Genomic DNA, 17,736 nt, shown 5'->3' with positions numbered 1-17,736 from the left:
GAGCAACAGCTGATCTAAACCCCAAACTGGGTACTTTTCACTCGGCGCTAATGGGTAGTTTCCATCCGGCACTCACATTCCCTGCCTACTGGCCCTGACAGCCGTTGCTCTGGGGCTGCCCCAATGAGCGTGAAAGCCTTCATCAAAATCCTGCGCGAGATCGACCCGGGCAAAGACGGTTACACCAAGTTCCGGGATTTCCTGACCATGGCGAGTTGCGCGCTCGCCAAGAAGACCGCCGAGCCTGCCCGGGCCGAGGCCCTGGAAGAGCAATATATGCAGGTGGTGCGGAGCTACCGGAAGAAAGACGATGTCCGCCGCATGCCCGAACTGCTGGCTATGGTCTTCGACCAGGCCGGACAGAGAAGCGACTTTCTCGGGAGCGTCGCCGGCGAGCTTGGTCTGCTGGAAGGCGCCAACGGACAATTCTTCACGCCTTACGATGTTTGCCGCCTGATTGCCGAGATCAATTGCGGCGATCTTGATCAGAAGCTTGAACAGAAGGGTTCATCACCCTGCAGGAGCCCGCTTGCGGTGCGGGTGCAATGGTGCTGGCGATCGCCGATGTCATCGAGGACAAGGGTCACGATCCGGCAAGCTGCCTTTGGATCGAAGCGATCGACATCGCAGAACTGCCCTACCGCATGTGCTTTTTGCAGCTTGCTTGCCGCGGCCTTTCGGGGCGTGTCTGGCGCGGAAATACCCTCTCAATGGAAATGTTCGAATCCTTCACTTTGCCGGGGACTCTCGGATTTCTGGACAAGCACGGCAGCCCCTTTGCGACCGACGATAACCAATCCGAAACGGCGGTGCCGCCCGCTGAAAGCGGCAAAGAAACAGCCATCAGTCTGCCATTACCAAAAGGCGAACAGATGAAGATGTTTTAAAGCTTGTGTTTGCAAACCCGCTTCGATAACAGAGTAGGCAATTATGAAAACTCGTTTCGTTGCCGCTTTCAGCGGGCGGCTCAGTGGCTACGGAAAGTATTTCGGAATGTCCTCGACCTTCGGGTGACTGATAACTCAATAATCAACAAAGAGAGAAATAGAATGCGAACCAGGTTTTTGTCCGCAACCGCTGGCAGGGTTAATTCGAACACGCTGAGCAGGTGGGCGTTGAGAGTCCTTGCTGCTGCTGGAATGACCCTGGGTGTTATGGGCAGCGCCCAAGCACTGGCCATTACAGGCGTGAGCGCGGTTTTCGACGACTCGACCGACCGGCTCCAGATTAGCGGCACCGTGACCTCCACAAGCGGAGGCAGGTTCAATGAATTTCTATTCGACTGGGATGGTGCTTTTAATAGCTTTGACTTTTCCGGTGGTTCAGTGTTGTCGTCCAATCTAGCCGGTGCGACCTTCTCATCTTCCGCAGGCAACCTATCAGGAGGTGCATTTGCTGTAACCGGACTGGCTTCAGCGCCATTCTCGGCACCCCTGTTCTTCGACTTCACGTTTCAGTTGCCGAGTCTTACGGCGAATTTCGGAACCGCACTGATTGACATCGGTGTCTGTGATGATTGCTCACCGGGTTTTGTTGGAGGAGAAATGCGGAACGACATCGTCAGGCCCACGGCCGGAACCATCTCCGATCCCCATAGTGTAGCTATTCCTGAGCCCGGTACGCTCGCTCTGTTGGGGCTTGGTCTAGCGGGAGTTGGCTTCGCGAGGCGTCACAAAGAGATCTTGCAGCGAAGGGCGATGCTCGAAAACGCCATTTGACCCCACCTTTCGGTGACCGATCAATCCAGGCCCGCGCGATCCCGCATCAAGCGGTCGGCCTTCCTGGTGCCTTAAAATCAGTTTACATGACCGATCAACACAACGGGAAGAACCAAAGTATGGCTTTCAAACTTTGGATAGTTAGTATTGCCGCCCTCGCCGGCGGCGCGATCTCGTTGATGCTTGAGAGCATCTTCTACGGCTACGTCGACGCAGACGGTGTGCTGCAGGAGAGCCTTTTCCTTCCAATCGGATTTCTGCTTTTAGTTCTGGGCGCGGTTCTGTTTGCCGTAGGATTGGGCGCCAGGCTGTTTCGACCTGCATGATGGCGAGACAACCTGTCGAGCCAACACGTCAGACGCGGCCAACTTCCCCCTCGCATGAATTTCATGCTTTGTAAACGATAATCGTGTAAACAAATTTTTTTGGTTTAAACGTTTATCGAAAACACGACGCTCTCTGTAAATCACCTGAAAGTCGACACCGATGAAGTCACAAGAGACTGTGACTTACATTGGCTCGAAGGAGAGGTGATCCGCGAGCGGTAAAACCAGAATTCGATGGAGGACACCATGAACACCGCTTATCAGCTTTCCAACCTCGGAAGGCGCTTCAGGGCAGAAGCCCACCATGGTTAGCTGGATTATCGAAGGGATTGCCCGTTGGCACCGACGACGCACCACAATCCGCGAACTCCAAAACTTAAGCGACTACTACCTGACGGATATAGGGCTGGACCGCTCTCAGATCGTGTCGACGGTGGAGGAAATGGTTGACGGACGATTTACACCTGCGGCCGTTAGTGACGCAGAGGAATCATGAACGTGGATCACCTCCTGAACTTATTATGAACGATTGATACGAATTTTTTCTGGCTCCAAAAATAACGATCAGCCGCAAGGTGGAACCGACATGTCTTCAGATATTCAAGCTTCAATCAAAGCGCTCGTTGTAGCCAGAATCAATACGCTGAGCGCGAAACTGACCTTCGGCAGCGCACTGATCGTACTGCTTTGCCTCACGGTGAGCATCGTGCTGATGAGTTGGACGGTTCAGGACAGCATGCGGAACCTTACGCTCAGCCAAGCGCGCGCCATCGGTGAGGTGGAGGCCGGCAAGGTCAAGAACCAGCTCGACGAAGCTATGACCGTCGCGCACAGCATCGAACAGGCCTTCAACGCTATCAAGGCGTCCGGCGTCGAAGGACGGCAGGCCTACCACAATGTGTTAAAGGAAATGTTGGAGGCCAATCCCGGACTCGCCGGCACCTGGGCCGGTTTTGAACCCAATGCCCTCGACGGCAACGATGAAGCCTACAAGAACGCCGACGACGGACATCACGACGAAACCGGTCGCTACATCGCCTACTTCTACAACTTCGGCAAGGGCGTCGAACCCTATTTCCTGACCGGATACACCGACACCGGCGAAGGCGGCGAGTACTACAACAAATCGAAGCGGACCAAGGCTGCCTCGATTGTCGACCCGGTCTTTTACGATGTCGACGGCAATCAGGTTCTGCTGGTCTCTTTCATCTATCCGGTTCTGGATGAGAGCGGCACGTTCCTGGGCGTCATCGGCGTGGATATGAGCCTGAACGGAATGACCGCCGCCTTCAACGACCTCCAGCCTTTCGGCGCGGAGAGCTCGGTCAATCTGATCTCCAACAACGGCAAGTGGGTCGCGCATGCGCAGGAGGACCTGCATGCGAAGGAACTCGATCCGACAAACACTGTCTTCAAACGGGCCGTCGAAGACATCCGGACCGGCCAGCCGCTCGAAGCCGAGGACGACGGCCTTTTCCGCCTCTTCATCCCGGTGGAGATCCGCGATTCAGATGCGCCCTGGTCGGTCGTGGTCAACGTCCCGACCGCCAAGCTGACGGAACAGGCGGACGTGGTACAGAACAACACCGTCTTTGGCGGTATCGTGCTGCTTCTGGTTTTGATCGGCGCCCTGCTTTGCATCTGTCAGATCCTGATCCGCAATCCGCTCCGCCAGTCGATCTCCGTGATCAAGCGCCTCATGGAGGGCGACTACAACGTCGAGGTTCCGGGCCAGGATCGCAGCGACGAAATCGGTGACATCAACCGCGCGCTCGAGCAATTCAAAGGCAACGCCGAACGGGTTCAGCGCATGGAGGAAGATAAGCTGAAGGCGGAGAAACGAGCCTCTGCCGAGCGTCAGGAAGCCCGCATGACCATGGCCAACGACTTCGAGTCCTCGGTCGGCCAGATCATCTCCTCGGTCTCTTCCTCCGCCGATGGCATGCGTACGACGGCCCAGAACATGGCCGCAAACGCGAACCACTCGTCAAGTCAGGCCTCCGTGGTCACCGCGGCCGTGGAGGAAGCCTCGGCCAACGTCCAGTCCGTTGCGGCGGCGACAAACGAACTCTCCTCCTCGATCAGCGAAATCAGTTCCCAGGTGCGGCGCTCGGCGGATATAGCCAGCGACGCCGTGGAGGAAACTTCGAAGACCAACAACAAGGTCGAAGGCCTGGCGGCAGCTGCCGATAAAATCGGCGAGGTGATCAAGCTGATCAACGATATCGCCGAACAGACCAACCTGCTGGCCTTGAACGCTACGATCGAAGCCGCCCGGGCCGGCGAAGCCGGCAAAGGCTTCGCCGTAGTGGCCTCCGAGGTCAAATCCCTGGCCAACCAGACCGCCAAGGCCACGGAAGAGATTTCCGGACAGATCGGCGCGATCCAGAGCGAAACGCGCGATGCTGTCGACGCGATCCACGGAATTTCCAGCACGATCAATTCCATCTACGAAGCCGCCACCGCCATCGCCTCCGCCGTGGAGGAACAGGGCGCAATAACCGCGGAAATCACGAATTCGGTTCAGCAGGCCTCAAACGGCACGGATCAGGTGACTTCGAACATCGCCCAGGTCCGTGAATCCGCCACAACCACCGTGTCCGCGGCGGGAGACGTCGAAAACTCGGCCTCGGAACTCGCACAGGAAGCGCGGCAGTTGGAGGAGAAGGTCGATGACTTCGTCGGCCATCTGCGTGCGACCGTTCGTGACGCAGAAGAGTCGCGATCGCGGATCGCCCCCTAAACTTTTAACGATCAGCAGTAAGGTGGAACCGACATGTCTTCTGATATTCTGACTTCAATCAACGCGCACATTGCAGCCAGAATCCGTACTATCCGCCGCGAACGCGGCCTTACCCTAAAGGTGGTCTCCAGCCAGCTCGGGATTGCGCTTCAACAGCTGCAGAAATATGAACGCGGCAAGAACCGAGTTTGCGCCGCTCGGCTCTATCAGATTGCCGACGTGCTTGAGACAAACGTCGAGGCATTTTTCGCCGGTTACAATCCGGACGCTGTTCAAGATGCAAAAAGGCCGGCTGATGCCGGCCGGTCAACGCCGCGCTTGATGCGCCAGTTCGAAGCTATTTCTTCTACTGAAATCAAGAAGAGCATTTACGGACTCGTTCTCGCACTCAACAAAAACCGGGCGACATAGTCCGATGAGTGCCAGGTTGGGCACTTTCCAACTGAAGCCGTAGCGAAAGAAGCCGAACCTGCGCGGCCCTTTTATTTTCCCGATATCGTGCGGTCAACGGCGTCCGCTTCGAGCCTATATGTACAGATGCTGCAAGCCGTTCAAATTGCCGCTAGCGTACCAAGAGCAGACATGATGGCACTGTCGTTACACAGAGCTTGCGGGCATTCATTTGCTGGTATGATTGACGAGGTCTGGACTAAAGCAGTCATTCCTCTGATCAAGCTTTAATTGCGACCGCCGAGCCGGCGCAGCCATTCGATTGATTTCCGGACAAACAAATGAGCGCGGAAGATCTGGGTAAATCAAAGTTCGTAAACATGCTCCTCAAACCAGCCGGATCGGCTATGGAGAGCAGGTTGCGGCACCTCCTCCAAGACCCGGAGAGAATACTTCGCGGGGCTGACCTCCAGCCGGGTCAAACCGTTCTGGAGGTGGGTAGCGGCACGGGGTTCTTTACCATGCCCGCTGCACGCATGATTGGCGATCACGGCCGCTTGATCGCGATGGATCCGCTGGCGGCCTACGTCGAACGTCTGAACGAAAAGCTGATAGCCGCAGGTCTGCAAAACGTCAGTGTGGTTCGGCGTGATGCTCTGAGCACCCGATTGGACGCCGCTTGCATCGACAAGGTGCTCTTGCTTGGTGTACTCCCCTTAATCCCTCTACGGCGTCCTTTCACCACATTGCCGTTGAACCGTCTCCTGCCTGAAATACACCGCGTCTTGAAGCCGGAGGGGATATTGGCCGTGTGGATGTTTCCGATTGCCGGTTTGGTGCCCCTCTCAATTCGTCGATCCGGGTTGTTCACTTATCTGCATAAGCGAAACGGTGTGCACAACTACCAACGGTGCTCCGTCGAAAGCTGACATTATCAAACCCGTCCTGAAAGGAGATCGCAGCTTGAGCGGCGCCACGGATATCGACAACAACTCGAGCGCATGGTCGGCTCGCGAAAGAAAGCAGCCATTCAATTAAATGCGAACGAAGGCTGCTTTGTCCCGCTTAGCCGTCATTCGGACCGGGCGCATTGAACGACCGCTCTGTGTCCATAGTGACAGACGCCGCGAAGGCCACGAATGCCATCGACGCGCAGATTCCTACCGACCTCTTGCAGAGCGGCGAATGTCGGCATTGTGGGTTTGTATCTATATCTGTGCTGCGATAACCACGATCTCGATCAGCGTTACGTCATCACCTAGATCAGCACCGACACAGGCTCGTTGTGGCCAGTTGTCACGAGGACCAATCCACTCGCACCAGACTTCATCCATCTCGGCCTTCATCGTCATATCGCTCAAATACACAGTTGTCTGAAGGAGCGCTTCTTTTCCGCTGCCTACTTCCGCGAGCTTTGCATCCAGAAAGAATAGACTGTTCAGCGTTTGTGACTTGATCCCATCAGCAGCATCAGGATCGTATGCAACCACAAAGGCGAGGCCGTTGAATGAAACGGCATCGCAACGTCCTCTTGCGCGGCTGTGGACTCGATTAATGTTCAATGTGCATCCCTTCAGATTGATGCGCTCAAGATTTTTGGCGACACCACTCAATTGCGGACGTTAACACGGGAGCAGCTATCGACAGCAAAGTCCGCACTGCAGTCATTGGTGAGCTTTGCAACGAACGGCCGGAACGAACCCGTTGCAGTCATCGAGCTATTCTTGGATAGCTTTTAGCACACGTTGGATAAAATCGTTCTTTCCAGCAGTGTAGGCAGCGCGGTCATTAGGCATCGCATTGGCTAAACACACCTTCAGACGCGCATATTCATCTCTGAGACTGCCGTCCGATCTCAGAGAGTCGCGGAAACGCAGATAAGCAAGCCATTGCGGATCACCATAGTGGAGCGCGTGCAGATGGATTGTTCGCACTTCGACGGATTCCTCAAAGACAAAGAGATGGCCGCCATTTTGTCCCTTATCCCCTCGGTCAATGTATCCCTTTGAAGTCAAAGCACTCTTGAGCGCCGGCATCAATTCGCGCTCCCTAACGAGCACTGCCATGTCCAGGACCGGTTTAGCTGGTAGTCCGGGCACCGACGTGCTGCCGATATGCTCAACACGGTATTTATCCAAACCGATGGCGTCGGAAAGTCGATTGCGCTCTGCCACGAAAGCGAACCGCCATTCGGGCTGATGCGACATCAGTTCAACCGTGCCTTTTCGAAGACCCAACACCGCTCGTCCGCCTGTACGCTGCATGTCGTCCAACTATCGCTCTGCCAGAAGCTTCGTCAATGTCCGCAAAGCGCTAATTCATGTCTCATTCAGCGGATGGTAGCTCTCCGCCCTTCTCTCTGAAGCCATAACGAAAGAAGCCGGACCTATGTGGAGTCAGTCCGGCTTCCGTATGTTCGGCAATCAACATCTCGGCGTAAAATGCCAACTGCACCTATAAGGGTATATTTCGTTCCAAGCACTCGCAATAGGATTCTTGTGCGAAATATCTTCGTTGCATAATCGATCGTTTTCGCAAGGCTTGCAGAGAAACCGATTTCTGGGAAAAAGCTGCGATTTCTGTTGTTGCGAAAGTTTGTTGCATATATTGTTGCATTAGTAAAAAATAAAAAAAGAGTTATGCAACATGAAGATCGGTTACGCGCGCGTATCGACCCATGAGCAGAATCTGGATCTTCAACTGAAGGCTCTTCAGGAAGCAGGCTGCGATAAAGTCTACAGCGAGAACATCTCTTCTGGCCGGGTCATCCGACCAGAACTTGAAAAGGCTCTCGCCCAGTTGCGCAAAGGCGACACCTTCGTTGTCTGGAAGCTGGATCGTCTCGGCCGCAGGACGGTCGAGTTGCTGGACTTCATTCAAGACATGGAACAGCGCGGGGTTGCCTTTCAATCGCTATCGGACGGTATCGATCCGAGCAGCGCGACCGGCAAGGCGATCTTCACAATCGCCGGCGCCTTCGCGGAGCTGGAACGGAATCTCATTCGCGAGCGGACCCTGCGAGGACTGGAAGCGGCCAAGGCTAAGGGCACCAAATTCGGCCGCAAGCGAAAACTCGGAGATAAACAAATCGAGATGGCTGTAAAGCTGCTGGAGACGCCCCACAAGGACGGCAGCTTACCGACCTACGAAGAGGTTGCAGAGGTCTTAGGCGTGAACAAGTCAACGATCTCCCGGCGGATAGCTGAATACAAGGAAAGGTCCGCATAGTGGATTACTGGACCCTCGGCGCGATGGCAGACGCCAATATCATTCTAAGCGCCTGGTGCGAAGATTGCCGCCACAAGAACCACATAGATCCCAATGATCTGATCAACCGCCCTGCCCTCTCGCCCTTCGTGAATATCCGTGAGCTGCGTGAGAAGATCGTCTGTAGTGCCTGCGGCTCGCGATCGATCAACTTGCTGCTTCAGGATCGGCATGTCGTTGAGTCGTGGTATCCGGATCCGGAAAGTTGGGTGCCGGACGACGATAGCCACCTGCGGGACGAAGAACCGTTGAAGATGCGGGCCGCGGGCTCGTGAGCCAATGCTACTAAGGTTAGTGTTTCCGATCTCCATGGCCACATGATGCCGACAATGCTGGCCGGTATCGCTCAATTCGAACGCGACCTGATCAGTGAACACGTAAAACCGGGCCTGGCCGCCGCCCGAGCTCGCGGTAAGAAACTCCGCCGTCAACAAGGACAACGACCGCAATCAGTAAAAGGGATAGAGAACAAATCCGATGACAGATGAAATTTTCAATGAACGATTGGCGTTGCCGCATATTTCTGGCCTAGGCGGAAACAACTTTTATCCGGCTAAATCAGTTGCGCCCCAAAATGGTGTTATCGGTCACAAAGTAGCCGGTGATGGAGATATCAAAGCTATTTTCCTACACGATTGGTCTGTTAGTTCGGATGGCGATTATGCGTTTGCGTCAGCATTTCTGGATGGCAGCCAATTGGAGATAGCTTTTGCTGATGTGAGAGGATATGGCGCATCCATTAACATGATCGGTAATTACACGGCTGAAGAAATTTCTGCCGATGTCAGGAACCTGGCGAACAGTCTTTCGTGGGATCGGTTTTCTGTTGTTGGGCATTCGATGACAGGAATGGTTGTCCAGAAGATCATGAGCGATATCCCAGAGCGACTGGACCGAGTAATTGCAGCTGTTCCCGTACCCGCTTCCGGTGCCCAGCCAGATAAAAATACATTCGCCTTCTTTGAGACTGTTCCATTTGACGATGATGCGTTCAGAACGGCAATGCATGCACTAACCAGCGCACAGTATGGTGACGCATGGGTTAATAATAAACTTCTTCTGAACCGACGATCAGTGAACGCCGAGGCGATGAAAGCCTATGTCTCGATGTTCGCCAAATCCGACTATTCAGGCGAGGTGTCTGGCAACGAAACACCGCTCTTGGTGATTTTTGGTTCTTATGATGGAGAAACCCTCCGCAAGGAATCGACAGGCCAACTTTTTGAAGATTGGTATCCAAATCTTACAAGTTACGTCATGAAGACCGGACACTACCCAATGGTTGAAGCGCCTGTTGAATATGCAAAAATCGTCCAAGACTTCCTTCAAGCTTAGCTTAGGATTCTGCACTGTCCGGCATCAGACCCCACCTACGAAGAGGTCGCGGAGGTCTTAGGCGTGAACAAGTCTACGATCTCCCGGCGGATAGCCGAATACAAGGAAAGGTCCGCATAGTGGATTACTGGACCCTCGGCGCGATGGCAGACGCCAATATCATTCTAAGCGCCTGGTGCGAAGATTGCCGCCACAAGAACCATATCGATCCCAATGATCTGATCAACCGCCCTGCCCTCTCTCCCTTTGTGAACGTACGGGAGCTACGGGAGAAGATTGTCTGCAGTGCCTGCGGCTCGCGGTCGATCAACTTGCTGCTCCAGGATCGGCAGGTTGTCGAGACATGGTATCCGGATCTGGAAACCTGGGCACCGGACGATGACAGCCACCTGCGGGAGGAAGAGCCTTTGAAGATGTGCGCCGCGGGCTCTTAAAGATCGTCGGTGAAAGCGTTGAGATAGTCTTGCGCACCGTGGAAAATACGGAGGAGCTCAATCCCTTTGGTGCTCGAAAGCGGTTTGAAGATGAAGAGATAATTTTTGTATGGAAAAATCCGAACACTTGGCAAGTTCGGTAGATAGTTTTGCCCCAACTGTGAGAAGTCGGAGAGATCATTCGCTTTCTTGGTCAGTTCGTCAGCGAAGCTTGCCGCACGCGCAGGCGCGTCTTGCGCGATGTAATCGTAAATCTTGTCGAGGTCATCAATTGCGGCCTGCCTCCAGACGACTTTACCCACCTACACACCGCTCCATTTTTTTCGCTTTTCAGCCAAAAATTTATCAACGTCAAAGTCATCAACAGCGGCAGAATTCAGCCCTTCAAGCGCTGCTTTCTCAAGCTGCTTAACGACAGCGGTCCGCTGCCTTTCTTGGTCGACCAAAAGCCGCAAGCCTGCGCGCATGATCTCACTTACGCTTTGATAGCGCCCTGATTCGATCAGCTCTTGAATGTTTTTCTGCTGGTGCTCTGTCAGGGAAATGCTTGGATTTCTCGCCATGTGACATTCTCCATTCAATATCTTACGCAATGTAGCAATTTTTGCTACATTGTCAAGAAATGCACACACTGCATATGTACAAAACCGCGCCTTGACCGCTTTCCCAAGAAGACGTGAAGCAGTCGCATACGATCGAACATCGCGCAGGTCGCCCCAACATACTCTTATCAAATGGCAGCTTTGGAGCCTTCTGCGTCCTTAGTTCGGAGCGCAGCATTCTACGTGGAGGGCGGAAAGCGGTTCTCTGTTTGCGGCGGTGTCAAGGTATAGGGGTTCGTTGTCTTTCGGGGTCATGGTTCTCTACGAAGTCGGTCGTACCGCTTCATGATGGCCTCCGGGAGCTGATCGGCCAAAATGTCATTCGCGAAGTGGGCTGTATACCCCTTCGGCCGCTTTAGACTGGCTTGATCCGCCTCCGTCCCGAAGGACGTTGAACCCGCCCTTGGTTTCTCGGGCAGGTATTCAGTTTATTGAATTATGCTTCCGCCTCCGTTCTGGTTTCAAAGACGGTTCCGTCACGCCAGATACAGTGCAGGATAACCGCGAGTTTGCGCGATGTTGCGACGGCGGCTTTCTTGAAGCCTTTGCGATCCTGCAGGCGTTTGGCCCATGTCAGCAAGGGCGAAGGTTTTCTGACCTGGGTGATCAGCGTCGTTGCTGCGGAATAGAGCAATCTTCGCAGATCGCGGTCGCCACATTTCGAGATACACCCTGACCAGTCCATTTCACCGGACTGGTGCCGCCTGGGCGTTAGACCCAGAAACGCGCCCACATCTTTCGATCTCTTGAAGCGGGCGGCGTCATCAAGCGTTGCGATAAAGGACAGTGCGACGACTGGACCAACGCCGGGGGCTGTCATGAGGCGGCGGGCAAGGTCACTTTCTCGCGCGATGTCTTTGAGTTCCTCGTCCATGGCGTCTGTGGCAGCACAAAGCGCTTTGTGGATTGGATTAAACATTTCGACCATGACGCCAATCGCCGGATCGGTGGCGGCTGCGTCGGCAAGCTGATCGCGAAAACCCTGCCGCAGTTTCGTACGGCGCACAGCGCCCATGCAGATCCCGAAGACCTTCAGGACACCGCGCACATGTCCTTCCAGATCTTTGCGCATCCTGATCAAGCGCTCTCGCGTTCCAATCAAAACTCGGACACGTTCCGACGCCTCGCTTCTGATGTGAACCTTGCTGAACCAACCGGTCCGCGCGAGATGAGCCAGACCTTCAGCATCCCCGGGATCTGATTTATTGATCCGGCCCGATAAAGCTTTGTGCGCCAGACGGGCATCAATGCAGATGATCGGCAAGCCGCGCTTCTCTAACTCGCGGGTCAGCCATATCGCTAGAATGCCGCTCTCATGTATAACGCGCTCCGGATCGGGCGCGTGTTTGTTGAGGAAGGATGCAATCTGGTCTGGATCCGAGCTTGTCTCGCCACGTGCAATGATTGCACCTTCGGCATTCACAACACAGATCGATACGGTTTTGACGGATACATCAAGTCCAACATAATACGACATGGTCGTTCTCCTCAAAGGCTTGTGGTTTGTGAGGACAGAATACTGGACCTCGTTCGCCCGAGGAGAGCGACCACCGCAAACACACCATGTCATTCGCTGCAAGAGCGACCAACGACCGCGAAGCGGGGGTGGATTCAACTGATCGCCGCAACACAGTCAGCGAACTTCTCTGCCGGCGTTTGATATTGCAGTGTTTTGCGTGGTCGTTCGTTTAATTGTCTGGCGATTGCCCCGAGTTTGGCCTGGGAATGCACGGACAAGTCGGTTCCGCGAGGCAAGTATTGTCGGAGCAGGCGGTTGGTGTTTTCGTTCGATCCCCGCTGCCATGGCGAATGCGGGTCGCAGAAGTAGACTTCGATATCGGTTGCCATTGTCAGGCGCGGATGATCTGCCAGCTCTTTGCCGCGATCCCAAGTCAGGGACTTGTAGAGCTCCTTTGGCAGTCTTTGGGATTGCTTGATCAGTCCCGAGATGACGCTTTTCGTGTCTTTGTGGAGTCGAGTCCGGCTCAGTGCTAAATAGGGCCCTGTTGCACATATCCGCTGCGGACAGAGTCGCCTTGGTTTTTGATGGATTTCAGGCGTAGAGGTTGAATATACGGTTGATGAATTTGGCCTCTGCTTTTGGTCCGGTTTCTCCATAGAACCAGCGATCGAACTGGCCTTTTCTGAACATGCGCATGATCTCAAAGCCTTTGATGGCGGCATAGGCGGTCTTCATGGATTTGAAGCCGAGAGTCGGATTGATCAGGCGCTTCAGCTTGCCGTGATCGCTCTCGAGCCGATTGTTCAGATACTTGACCTGCCGGTGCAGAAGATCCTCTGGGATCACCCCTTCGTCTTTCAATTTCCGGATTGCGGCTCCGTAGGAAGGCGCCTTGTCTGAGGTAATCGATGCCGGGATGTAATGCTTACTGCGCTTGAGCGCTTTCTTCAGAAACCGCTTGGCAGCCTTGGTGTTGCGAGTATGGGACAGATAGAAATCCAGGGTGGCTCCATCCTTGTCGATCGCTCTGTAGAGGTACTTCCACTGACCTCTGACTTTGACATAGGTCTCGTCTACACGCCACGACGTTGAATAGCGGTTCTGATACCACTGAAGCTGTTTTCCATCTCGGGCGCATAGCGTTGAACCCAACGGTAAAGCGTCGTGTGATCAACTTCCAGACCGCGCTCTTCCATAATCTCTTCAAGGTCCCGGTAGCTGATCCCGTATTTGCAGTACCACCGAACGCACTGGAGGATCGCCACGCCACTGAAATGACGAAACTTGAAAAAATCCATCAGCCACTATCCAGAAAAATTACAACCCCTAGAGCCTATAGAGCGATAACCGGATTCTTTGCAACAGGGCCGTAGCATGAGGGTTACCTCCATGAAGTGTTTCGATGGTTGGGTTTGCACCACCATCAAAACCGGTAACCCTCGCTCCTCCAACGGAGCAGTGTCAGATCAGATCGAAACTAATTCAATTGATGCTACGTGGTGCTTGTCGCTCCTCCTCGATTTGTCATCATCATTCGACCTGCTAGAGACATTGCTCGAACAGAGCCCTGGTATTCTCGTGCGTCATTTCGATGGGATTGCCGCCGGTGCTCGGATCGCGCAATGCCGCGTCCGTTAAAGCGTCAATATCAGGATCGTCGACACCCAGTTCCGTCAGCGTCTTCGGAACACCCATCGAGGCGTTGAGATCATCGACATAGGCACAGAAACCATCGAATCCGCCCTCGATACCCAAATAAGCAGCCGCCGCATCAAATCGATCACGAATGGCGTCCGCGTTGAATTTGAGGACCGCCGGCATGCAAACGGCATTCGTTGTTCCGTGGTGGGTGTGGTGAACCGCTCCAATCGGATGACTGAGCGCGTGAATGGCACCGAGTCCCTTCTGAAACGCGGTGGCCCCCATGCTTGCTGCCGACATCATGTTCGCGCGGGCTTCGATATCCGTGCCATCCTCATAGGCGCGCGGCAGGTAGTCCTTGACCAACCGCATGCCCTCCAGCGCAATCCCCTGGCTCATCGGGTGATAATGGGGGCTTGAATAGGCTTCGACACAATGGGCGAAAGCATCAAGTCCGGTTCCCGCTGTAATGAATTTTGGCATGCCGACCGTCAGTTCAGGGTCGCAAATAACAACCGACGGCAGCATCTTGGGATGAAAGATGATCTTCTTGTCATGACTTTCTGAATTGGTGATCACGCTTGCCTTGCCGACTTCCGATCCCGTTCCAGCGGTCGTCGGTACAGCCACGATTGGCGCGATCGCGTCCGCATTGGCGCGGGTCCACCAGTCGCCAATATCTTCAAAATCCCACAAGGGCCGGGTCTGGCCTGCCATGAAGGCAATCACCTTCGCAAGATCCAAGCCCGACCCACCCCCAAAGGCTATGACGCCGTCATAGCCGCCCTCCCGGAAAGCGCGGACGCCTTCGTTTGAATTTAGGTCTGTCGGATTTGGATCGACAGCGGAAAACAGACCACAACGCAGACCCGCTTCCTCCAGAAGATCGAGTGTACGGGTTGTGATTTCCATGCCGGCGAGGCCTTTGTCGGTCACCAGGAGTGGTTTGGATATTCCGGCTACTTGGCATGCATCGGCGATTTCTGAGATCCGACCGGCGCCGAAACGAATGGAGGTAGGATAAGACCAGGTGCCTGTTGGTGACATTTCTTATTGTGCTTTCTTTAGATGGTATGATTTCGGTCGCGTGAGGTTGTGGTAGCCGATGACGGAAAGCCCGCCGCCGCGCCCGGTGTCTTTGCAGCCCGTCCAACAGAGGGCCGGATCTAGATAATCACAGCGGTTCATGAAGACTGTCCCGGTTTCAATCTGGTCGGCGATGGCCTCAGCCCGGGCGACATCCCTCGTCCACAGCGAAGCCGTCAGGCCAAAATCGCTGTCATTCATCAACGAAACCGCTTCGGCATCATCCTTGACGGACATGATGCCGACGACTGGCCCAAAACTCTCGTCGCGCATGACCCGCATGTCATGGGTGACGTTTGTCAGGATTTGCGGCGTCAAATGGGCCCCGCCATCATCTTCCTCGGAGGTCGCAATATGGGCCTTCGCACCCGCCTCGACCGCTTCTACAATCTGTCCTCGGACTTCTTCGGCAAAGCGCTTATGCGCCATCGGTCCAAGCGTCGTTTCGGGATCTAGCGGATTGCCGAGCTTGTATCCTTCAACAATCTTCACCGCCTTTTCGACGAAGGTGTCAAAGAGAGATTCGATCACATAGATACGCTCAATGCCGCAACAACACTGGCCGGAATTGAACATGGCACCATCGATCAAGGTATCGACCGCTGCATCGAGATCGGCGTCTTCCATCACATAGCCTGGATCCTTGCCGCCAAGTTCCAGACCCATTCCGGTGAAGGTTCCGGCTGCCGCCTGTTCCATGGCTTTACCGCCACCGACAGACCCTGTGAAATTGATGAACCCGAATGAGCCATCAGAGATCACTTTTCTCGTCACATCGTGATCGAGAAAGATGTTCTGGAAGACATCTTTCGGAACACCGGCAGAATGAAACGCGTCGGCCATGCGCTCGCCCACCAGGAGTGTCTGTGAGGCGTGTTTCAAAAGAACTGTGTTGCCCGCAATCAAGGCAGGTGCGACCGTGTTGATGGCCGTCATATAGGGGTAGTTCCAGGGCGCGATGACCAGAACCACACCATGGGGAACCCGCTCGATATAGCGCTTGAAATCGGCGTCGTCAGAAACCTCTATCGGTGCGAGGCTCGCTTGAGCGATTGATGCCATGTGGCTGGCGCGCTCACTAAAGCCGCCAAACTCACCGCCGTAGCGGATCGGTCTGCCCATTTGATGCGCAAGTTCCGGTACGATCTCATCGTTGAGATCACCGATGGCCGCAACACCGGCCATAACCAGATCGATGCGTTCCTGCAGCGGGCGCGCAGCCCATTCCGCTTGCGCCGTACTAAGCTCGCCAACCGCCGATTTCGCAGTGTCGTAGCTGGCCAAAGGCCGTTCCGCGAAAATGGAGCCATCAATCGGTGAAATACAGTGTACAGTTCTTGTCATTTTTCTTGTCCCGATCACGCTTTCTCAAAGCCGCGCGCGATCTCGTAATCGGTCACCACGCGGTCAAATTCTTTCTGCTCCCATTCGGCACAGCGGTGGTAGTGATCGACCACCTCGTCGCCAAATGCGGCTCGGAGCATTTTCGATTTCCTCAAGGTCACCATGGCATCGCGCAAATTGTCTGGGATCTGTTTGGCTTTCTTGGCCTGATAGGCATCCCCGGTCAGCGGAGGTGGGAGATCAAGCTTCTCCTCTATGCCGGCAAGTCCAGCCGCCAGTTGCGCGGCCATGGCAAGATACGGATTGATGTCGGAGCCACCGATCCGGCACTCAACCCGCACGGCCTTTGTCCCGTCGCCGCAAAGTCTGTAACCAGCTGTTCGGTTGTCGATCGACCAGACGATACTAGTGGGTGCGAAAGTGCCCTTCTGGAAGCGCTTGTAGCTGTTCACATAAGGAGCAAGGAAGAAGGTGATGTCAGGTGAGTATTTAAGAAGTCCGGCGAGATATTGTCGCATCAGAGCCGACATCCCGTGTTCACCATCTTCATCGGAGAAAGCAGGCTGGCCATCCTTCCAAAGGGACTGGTGGATATGGGAGGAGGAGCCCACCCGGTCGTGATGCCACTTCGGGAGAAAAGTGGCCGAATGACCTTGCTGCCAGGCGATCTCCTTGACTGCATGCTTTGCAATCGCATGGTGATCGGCACAATTGAGCGGAGCATCATATTTGATATTCAGCTCTTCCTGTCCTGCCTCAGCCTCACCTTTAGAACTTTCGACCGGGAGGCCGGCCGCAATGAGATGATTGCGGATCGGCCGCATCACATGTTCTTCCTTGGTGGTCTGAAGAATATGATAGTCTTCGTTGTAGCCGCTGATAGGATCAAGATCTCGGTAGCCATCCTTGCGCAACTCATCGAGAGACTTTGTAAAGAGGAAAAATTCGAGCTCGGTTGCCATGGCCGCTTCGAAGCCAAGCGCGCTGAGGCGTTCGATCTGGCATTTCAGGACCTGTCTTGGGGAGTGACTGACCGGTTCATGGGTGTGATGATCAAGAACATCACAGAGCACCATCACTGTCCCCTCTAGCCATGGAACCGGCCGCAGGGTTTCCAGATCGGGCTTCATGACATAGTCGCCATAGCCCGATTCCCAACTGGTCGAGGCGTATCCATCCGGGGTCGCCATCTCAAGATCGGTGGCCAGGAGATAATCGCAGCAATGGGTCTCTTCCCAGGCACTATCGACGAAATACTGCGCGACAAAGCGCTTGCCCATCAACCGCCCCTGCATATCGATGATGCAAGTCAGAACAGTGTCGACTTCTCCTTCTGCAACTTGCTGTTTGAGTTTCTCGAAAGTGAGTTTTTCTGTCATCGGGTTCCA

General features: G+C 54.6%; 20 protein-coding genes and 3 pseudogenes. 12 read left to right on the top strand and 11 right to left on the bottom strand.

Annotated features, from left to right (window positions below):
- Positions 1-72 precede the first annotated feature (72 nt).
- Positions 73-426, bottom strand: coding sequence for a hypothetical protein (locus tag QMZ18_RS35900; RefSeq protein WP_282611263.1), 354 nt, complete (start codon positions 424-426; stop codon positions 73-75).
- Positions 427-545: 119 nt separating this feature from the next.
- Between QMZ18_RS35900 and QMZ18_RS35895 the strand changes: the two genes are divergently transcribed.
- From QMZ18_RS35895 to QMZ18_RS35865, 7 genes are all read left to right on the top strand, one after another.
- The gene (locus QMZ18_RS35895) at positions 546-887 is read left to right on the top strand and encodes a hypothetical protein (RefSeq protein WP_282611262.1); all 342 of its coding nucleotides are present in this window, start codon (positions 546-548) and stop codon (positions 885-887) included.
- A gap of 228 nt (positions 888-1,115) precedes the next feature.
- The gene (locus QMZ18_RS35890) at positions 1,116-1,718 is read left to right on the top strand and encodes a PEP-CTERM sorting domain-containing protein (RefSeq protein ID WP_282611261.1); all 603 of its coding nucleotides are present in this window, start codon (positions 1,116-1,118) and stop codon (positions 1,716-1,718) included.
- A gap of 119 nt (positions 1,719-1,837) precedes the next feature.
- The gene (locus tag QMZ18_RS35885; protein WP_282611260.1) at positions 1,838-2,044 is read left to right on the top strand and encodes a DUF3955 domain-containing protein; all 207 of its coding nucleotides are present in this window, start codon (positions 1,838-1,840) and stop codon (positions 2,042-2,044) included.
- 304 nt (positions 2,045-2,348) lie between these two features.
- Entirely contained in the window at positions 2,349-2,540 is a 192-nt protein-coding gene (locus QMZ18_RS35880; RefSeq protein WP_282611259.1) for a DUF1127 domain-containing protein, read from the top strand.
- 90 nt (positions 2,541-2,630) lie between these two features.
- The gene (locus tag QMZ18_RS35875) at positions 2,631-4,787 is read left to right on the top strand and encodes a methyl-accepting chemotaxis protein (RefSeq protein WP_282611258.1); all 2,157 of its coding nucleotides are present in this window, start codon (positions 2,631-2,633) and stop codon (positions 4,785-4,787) included.
- A 33-nt stretch (positions 4,788-4,820) separates the two neighbouring features.
- Complete coding sequence (locus QMZ18_RS35870; RefSeq protein ID WP_282611257.1) at positions 4,821-5,198, top strand: helix-turn-helix domain-containing protein; 378 nt, start codon at positions 4,821-4,823, stop codon at positions 5,196-5,198.
- 320 nt (positions 5,199-5,518) lie between these two features.
- Complete coding sequence (locus QMZ18_RS35865) at positions 5,519-6,106, top strand: class I SAM-dependent methyltransferase (RefSeq protein ID WP_282611256.1); 588 nt, start codon at positions 5,519-5,521, stop codon at positions 6,104-6,106.
- A 279-nt stretch (positions 6,107-6,385) separates the two neighbouring features.
- Here QMZ18_RS35865 and QMZ18_RS35860 read toward each other — a convergent pair whose 3' ends face one another.
- Together QMZ18_RS35860 and QMZ18_RS35855 are read right to left on the bottom strand one after the other, a co-directional pair.
- Complete coding sequence (locus QMZ18_RS35860; protein ID WP_282611255.1) at positions 6,386-6,790, bottom strand: RidA family protein; 405 nt, start codon at positions 6,788-6,790, stop codon at positions 6,386-6,388.
- Positions 6,791-6,895: 105 nt separating this feature from the next.
- Complete coding sequence (locus tag QMZ18_RS35855) at positions 6,896-7,441, bottom strand: GrpB family protein (protein WP_282611264.1); 546 nt, start codon at positions 7,439-7,441, stop codon at positions 6,896-6,898.
- A gap of 382 nt (positions 7,442-7,823) precedes the next feature.
- Here QMZ18_RS35855 and QMZ18_RS35850 point away from each other — a divergent pair, with 382 nt between their 5' ends.
- From QMZ18_RS35850 to QMZ18_RS35830, 5 genes and pseudogenes are all read left to right on the top strand, one after another.
- Entirely contained in the window at positions 7,824-8,405 is a 582-nt protein-coding gene (locus QMZ18_RS35850; RefSeq protein ID WP_282611254.1) for a recombinase family protein, read from the top strand.
- On the top strand, positions 8,405-8,719 hold the full coding sequence (locus QMZ18_RS35845; protein ID WP_282611253.1) for a hypothetical protein: 315 nt from the start codon (positions 8,405-8,407) through the stop codon (positions 8,717-8,719). The genes QMZ18_RS35850 and QMZ18_RS35845 overlap by 1 nt, the downstream gene beginning before the upstream one ends.
- A gap of 21 nt (positions 8,720-8,740) precedes the next feature.
- A pseudogene (locus QMZ18_RS35840) lies at positions 8,741-8,896 on the top strand (recombinase family protein); the annotation flags it as partial.
- Between the two features lie 25 nt (positions 8,897-8,921).
- A complete protein-coding gene (locus QMZ18_RS35835; RefSeq protein ID WP_282611252.1) occupies positions 8,922-9,779 on the top strand; it encodes an alpha/beta fold hydrolase in 858 nt (285 codons plus the stop codon).
- 119 nt (positions 9,780-9,898) lie between these two features.
- Positions 9,899-10,213 (top strand): hypothetical protein, encoded by a 315-nt coding sequence (locus QMZ18_RS35830; protein ID WP_282611251.1) that lies wholly within the window; start codon positions 9,899-9,901, stop codon positions 10,211-10,213.
- On the opposite strand, the gene QMZ18_RS35825 is transcribed toward QMZ18_RS35830, so the two are convergent.
- The 8 genes and pseudogenes from QMZ18_RS35825 to QMZ18_RS35790 all read right to left on the bottom strand — a co-directional run bounded on the left by QMZ18_RS35825 (position 10,210) and on the right by QMZ18_RS35790 (position 17,727).
- The gene (locus QMZ18_RS35825) at positions 10,210-10,515 is read right to left on the bottom strand and encodes a type II toxin-antitoxin system RelE/ParE family toxin (RefSeq protein ID WP_282611250.1); all 306 of its coding nucleotides are present in this window, start codon (positions 10,513-10,515) and stop codon (positions 10,210-10,212) included. The genes QMZ18_RS35830 and QMZ18_RS35825 overlap by 4 nt on opposite strands.
- Positions 10,516-10,776: a type II toxin-antitoxin system ParD family antitoxin gene (locus tag QMZ18_RS35820; RefSeq protein ID WP_282611249.1), complete on the bottom strand. Its 261-nt coding sequence runs from the start codon at positions 10,774-10,776 to the stop codon at positions 10,516-10,518.
- Positions 10,777-11,251: 475 nt separating this feature from the next.
- On the bottom strand, positions 11,252-12,292 hold the full coding sequence (locus QMZ18_RS35815; protein ID WP_282611248.1) for an IS110 family transposase: 1,041 nt from the start codon (positions 12,290-12,292) through the stop codon (positions 11,252-11,254).
- A 134-nt stretch (positions 12,293-12,426) separates the two neighbouring features.
- Positions 12,427-12,774, bottom strand: a pseudogene (locus tag QMZ18_RS35810) (IS30 family transposase); the annotation flags it as partial.
- 94 nt (positions 12,775-12,868) lie between these two features.
- Positions 12,869-13,575, bottom strand: a pseudogene (locus tag QMZ18_RS35805) (IS6 family transposase).
- A 244-nt stretch (positions 13,576-13,819) separates the two neighbouring features.
- Positions 13,820-14,965 (bottom strand): iron-containing alcohol dehydrogenase, encoded by a 1,146-nt coding sequence (locus QMZ18_RS35800; protein WP_282611247.1) that lies wholly within the window; start codon positions 14,963-14,965, stop codon positions 13,820-13,822.
- Between the two features lie 3 nt (positions 14,966-14,968).
- A complete protein-coding gene (locus tag QMZ18_RS35795) occupies positions 14,969-16,348 on the bottom strand; it encodes an aldehyde dehydrogenase family protein (protein WP_282611246.1) in 1,380 nt (459 codons plus the stop codon).
- 14 nt (positions 16,349-16,362) lie between these two features.
- The gene (locus tag QMZ18_RS35790; protein ID WP_282611245.1) at positions 16,363-17,727 is read right to left on the bottom strand and encodes a glutamine synthetase family protein; all 1,365 of its coding nucleotides are present in this window, start codon (positions 17,725-17,727) and stop codon (positions 16,363-16,365) included.
- Positions 17,728-17,736: the final 9 nt, after the last annotated feature.

The organism is Pelagibius sp. Alg239-R121 (genome assembly GCF_947331435.1).
In the GTDB taxonomy this organism is placed as follows: domain Bacteria; phylum Pseudomonadota; class Alphaproteobacteria; order Kiloniellales; family Kiloniellaceae; genus Denitrobaculum.
Note: the sequence above shows the minus strand (reverse complement) of the source record. Positions and strands in the feature narration are given on the sequence as shown.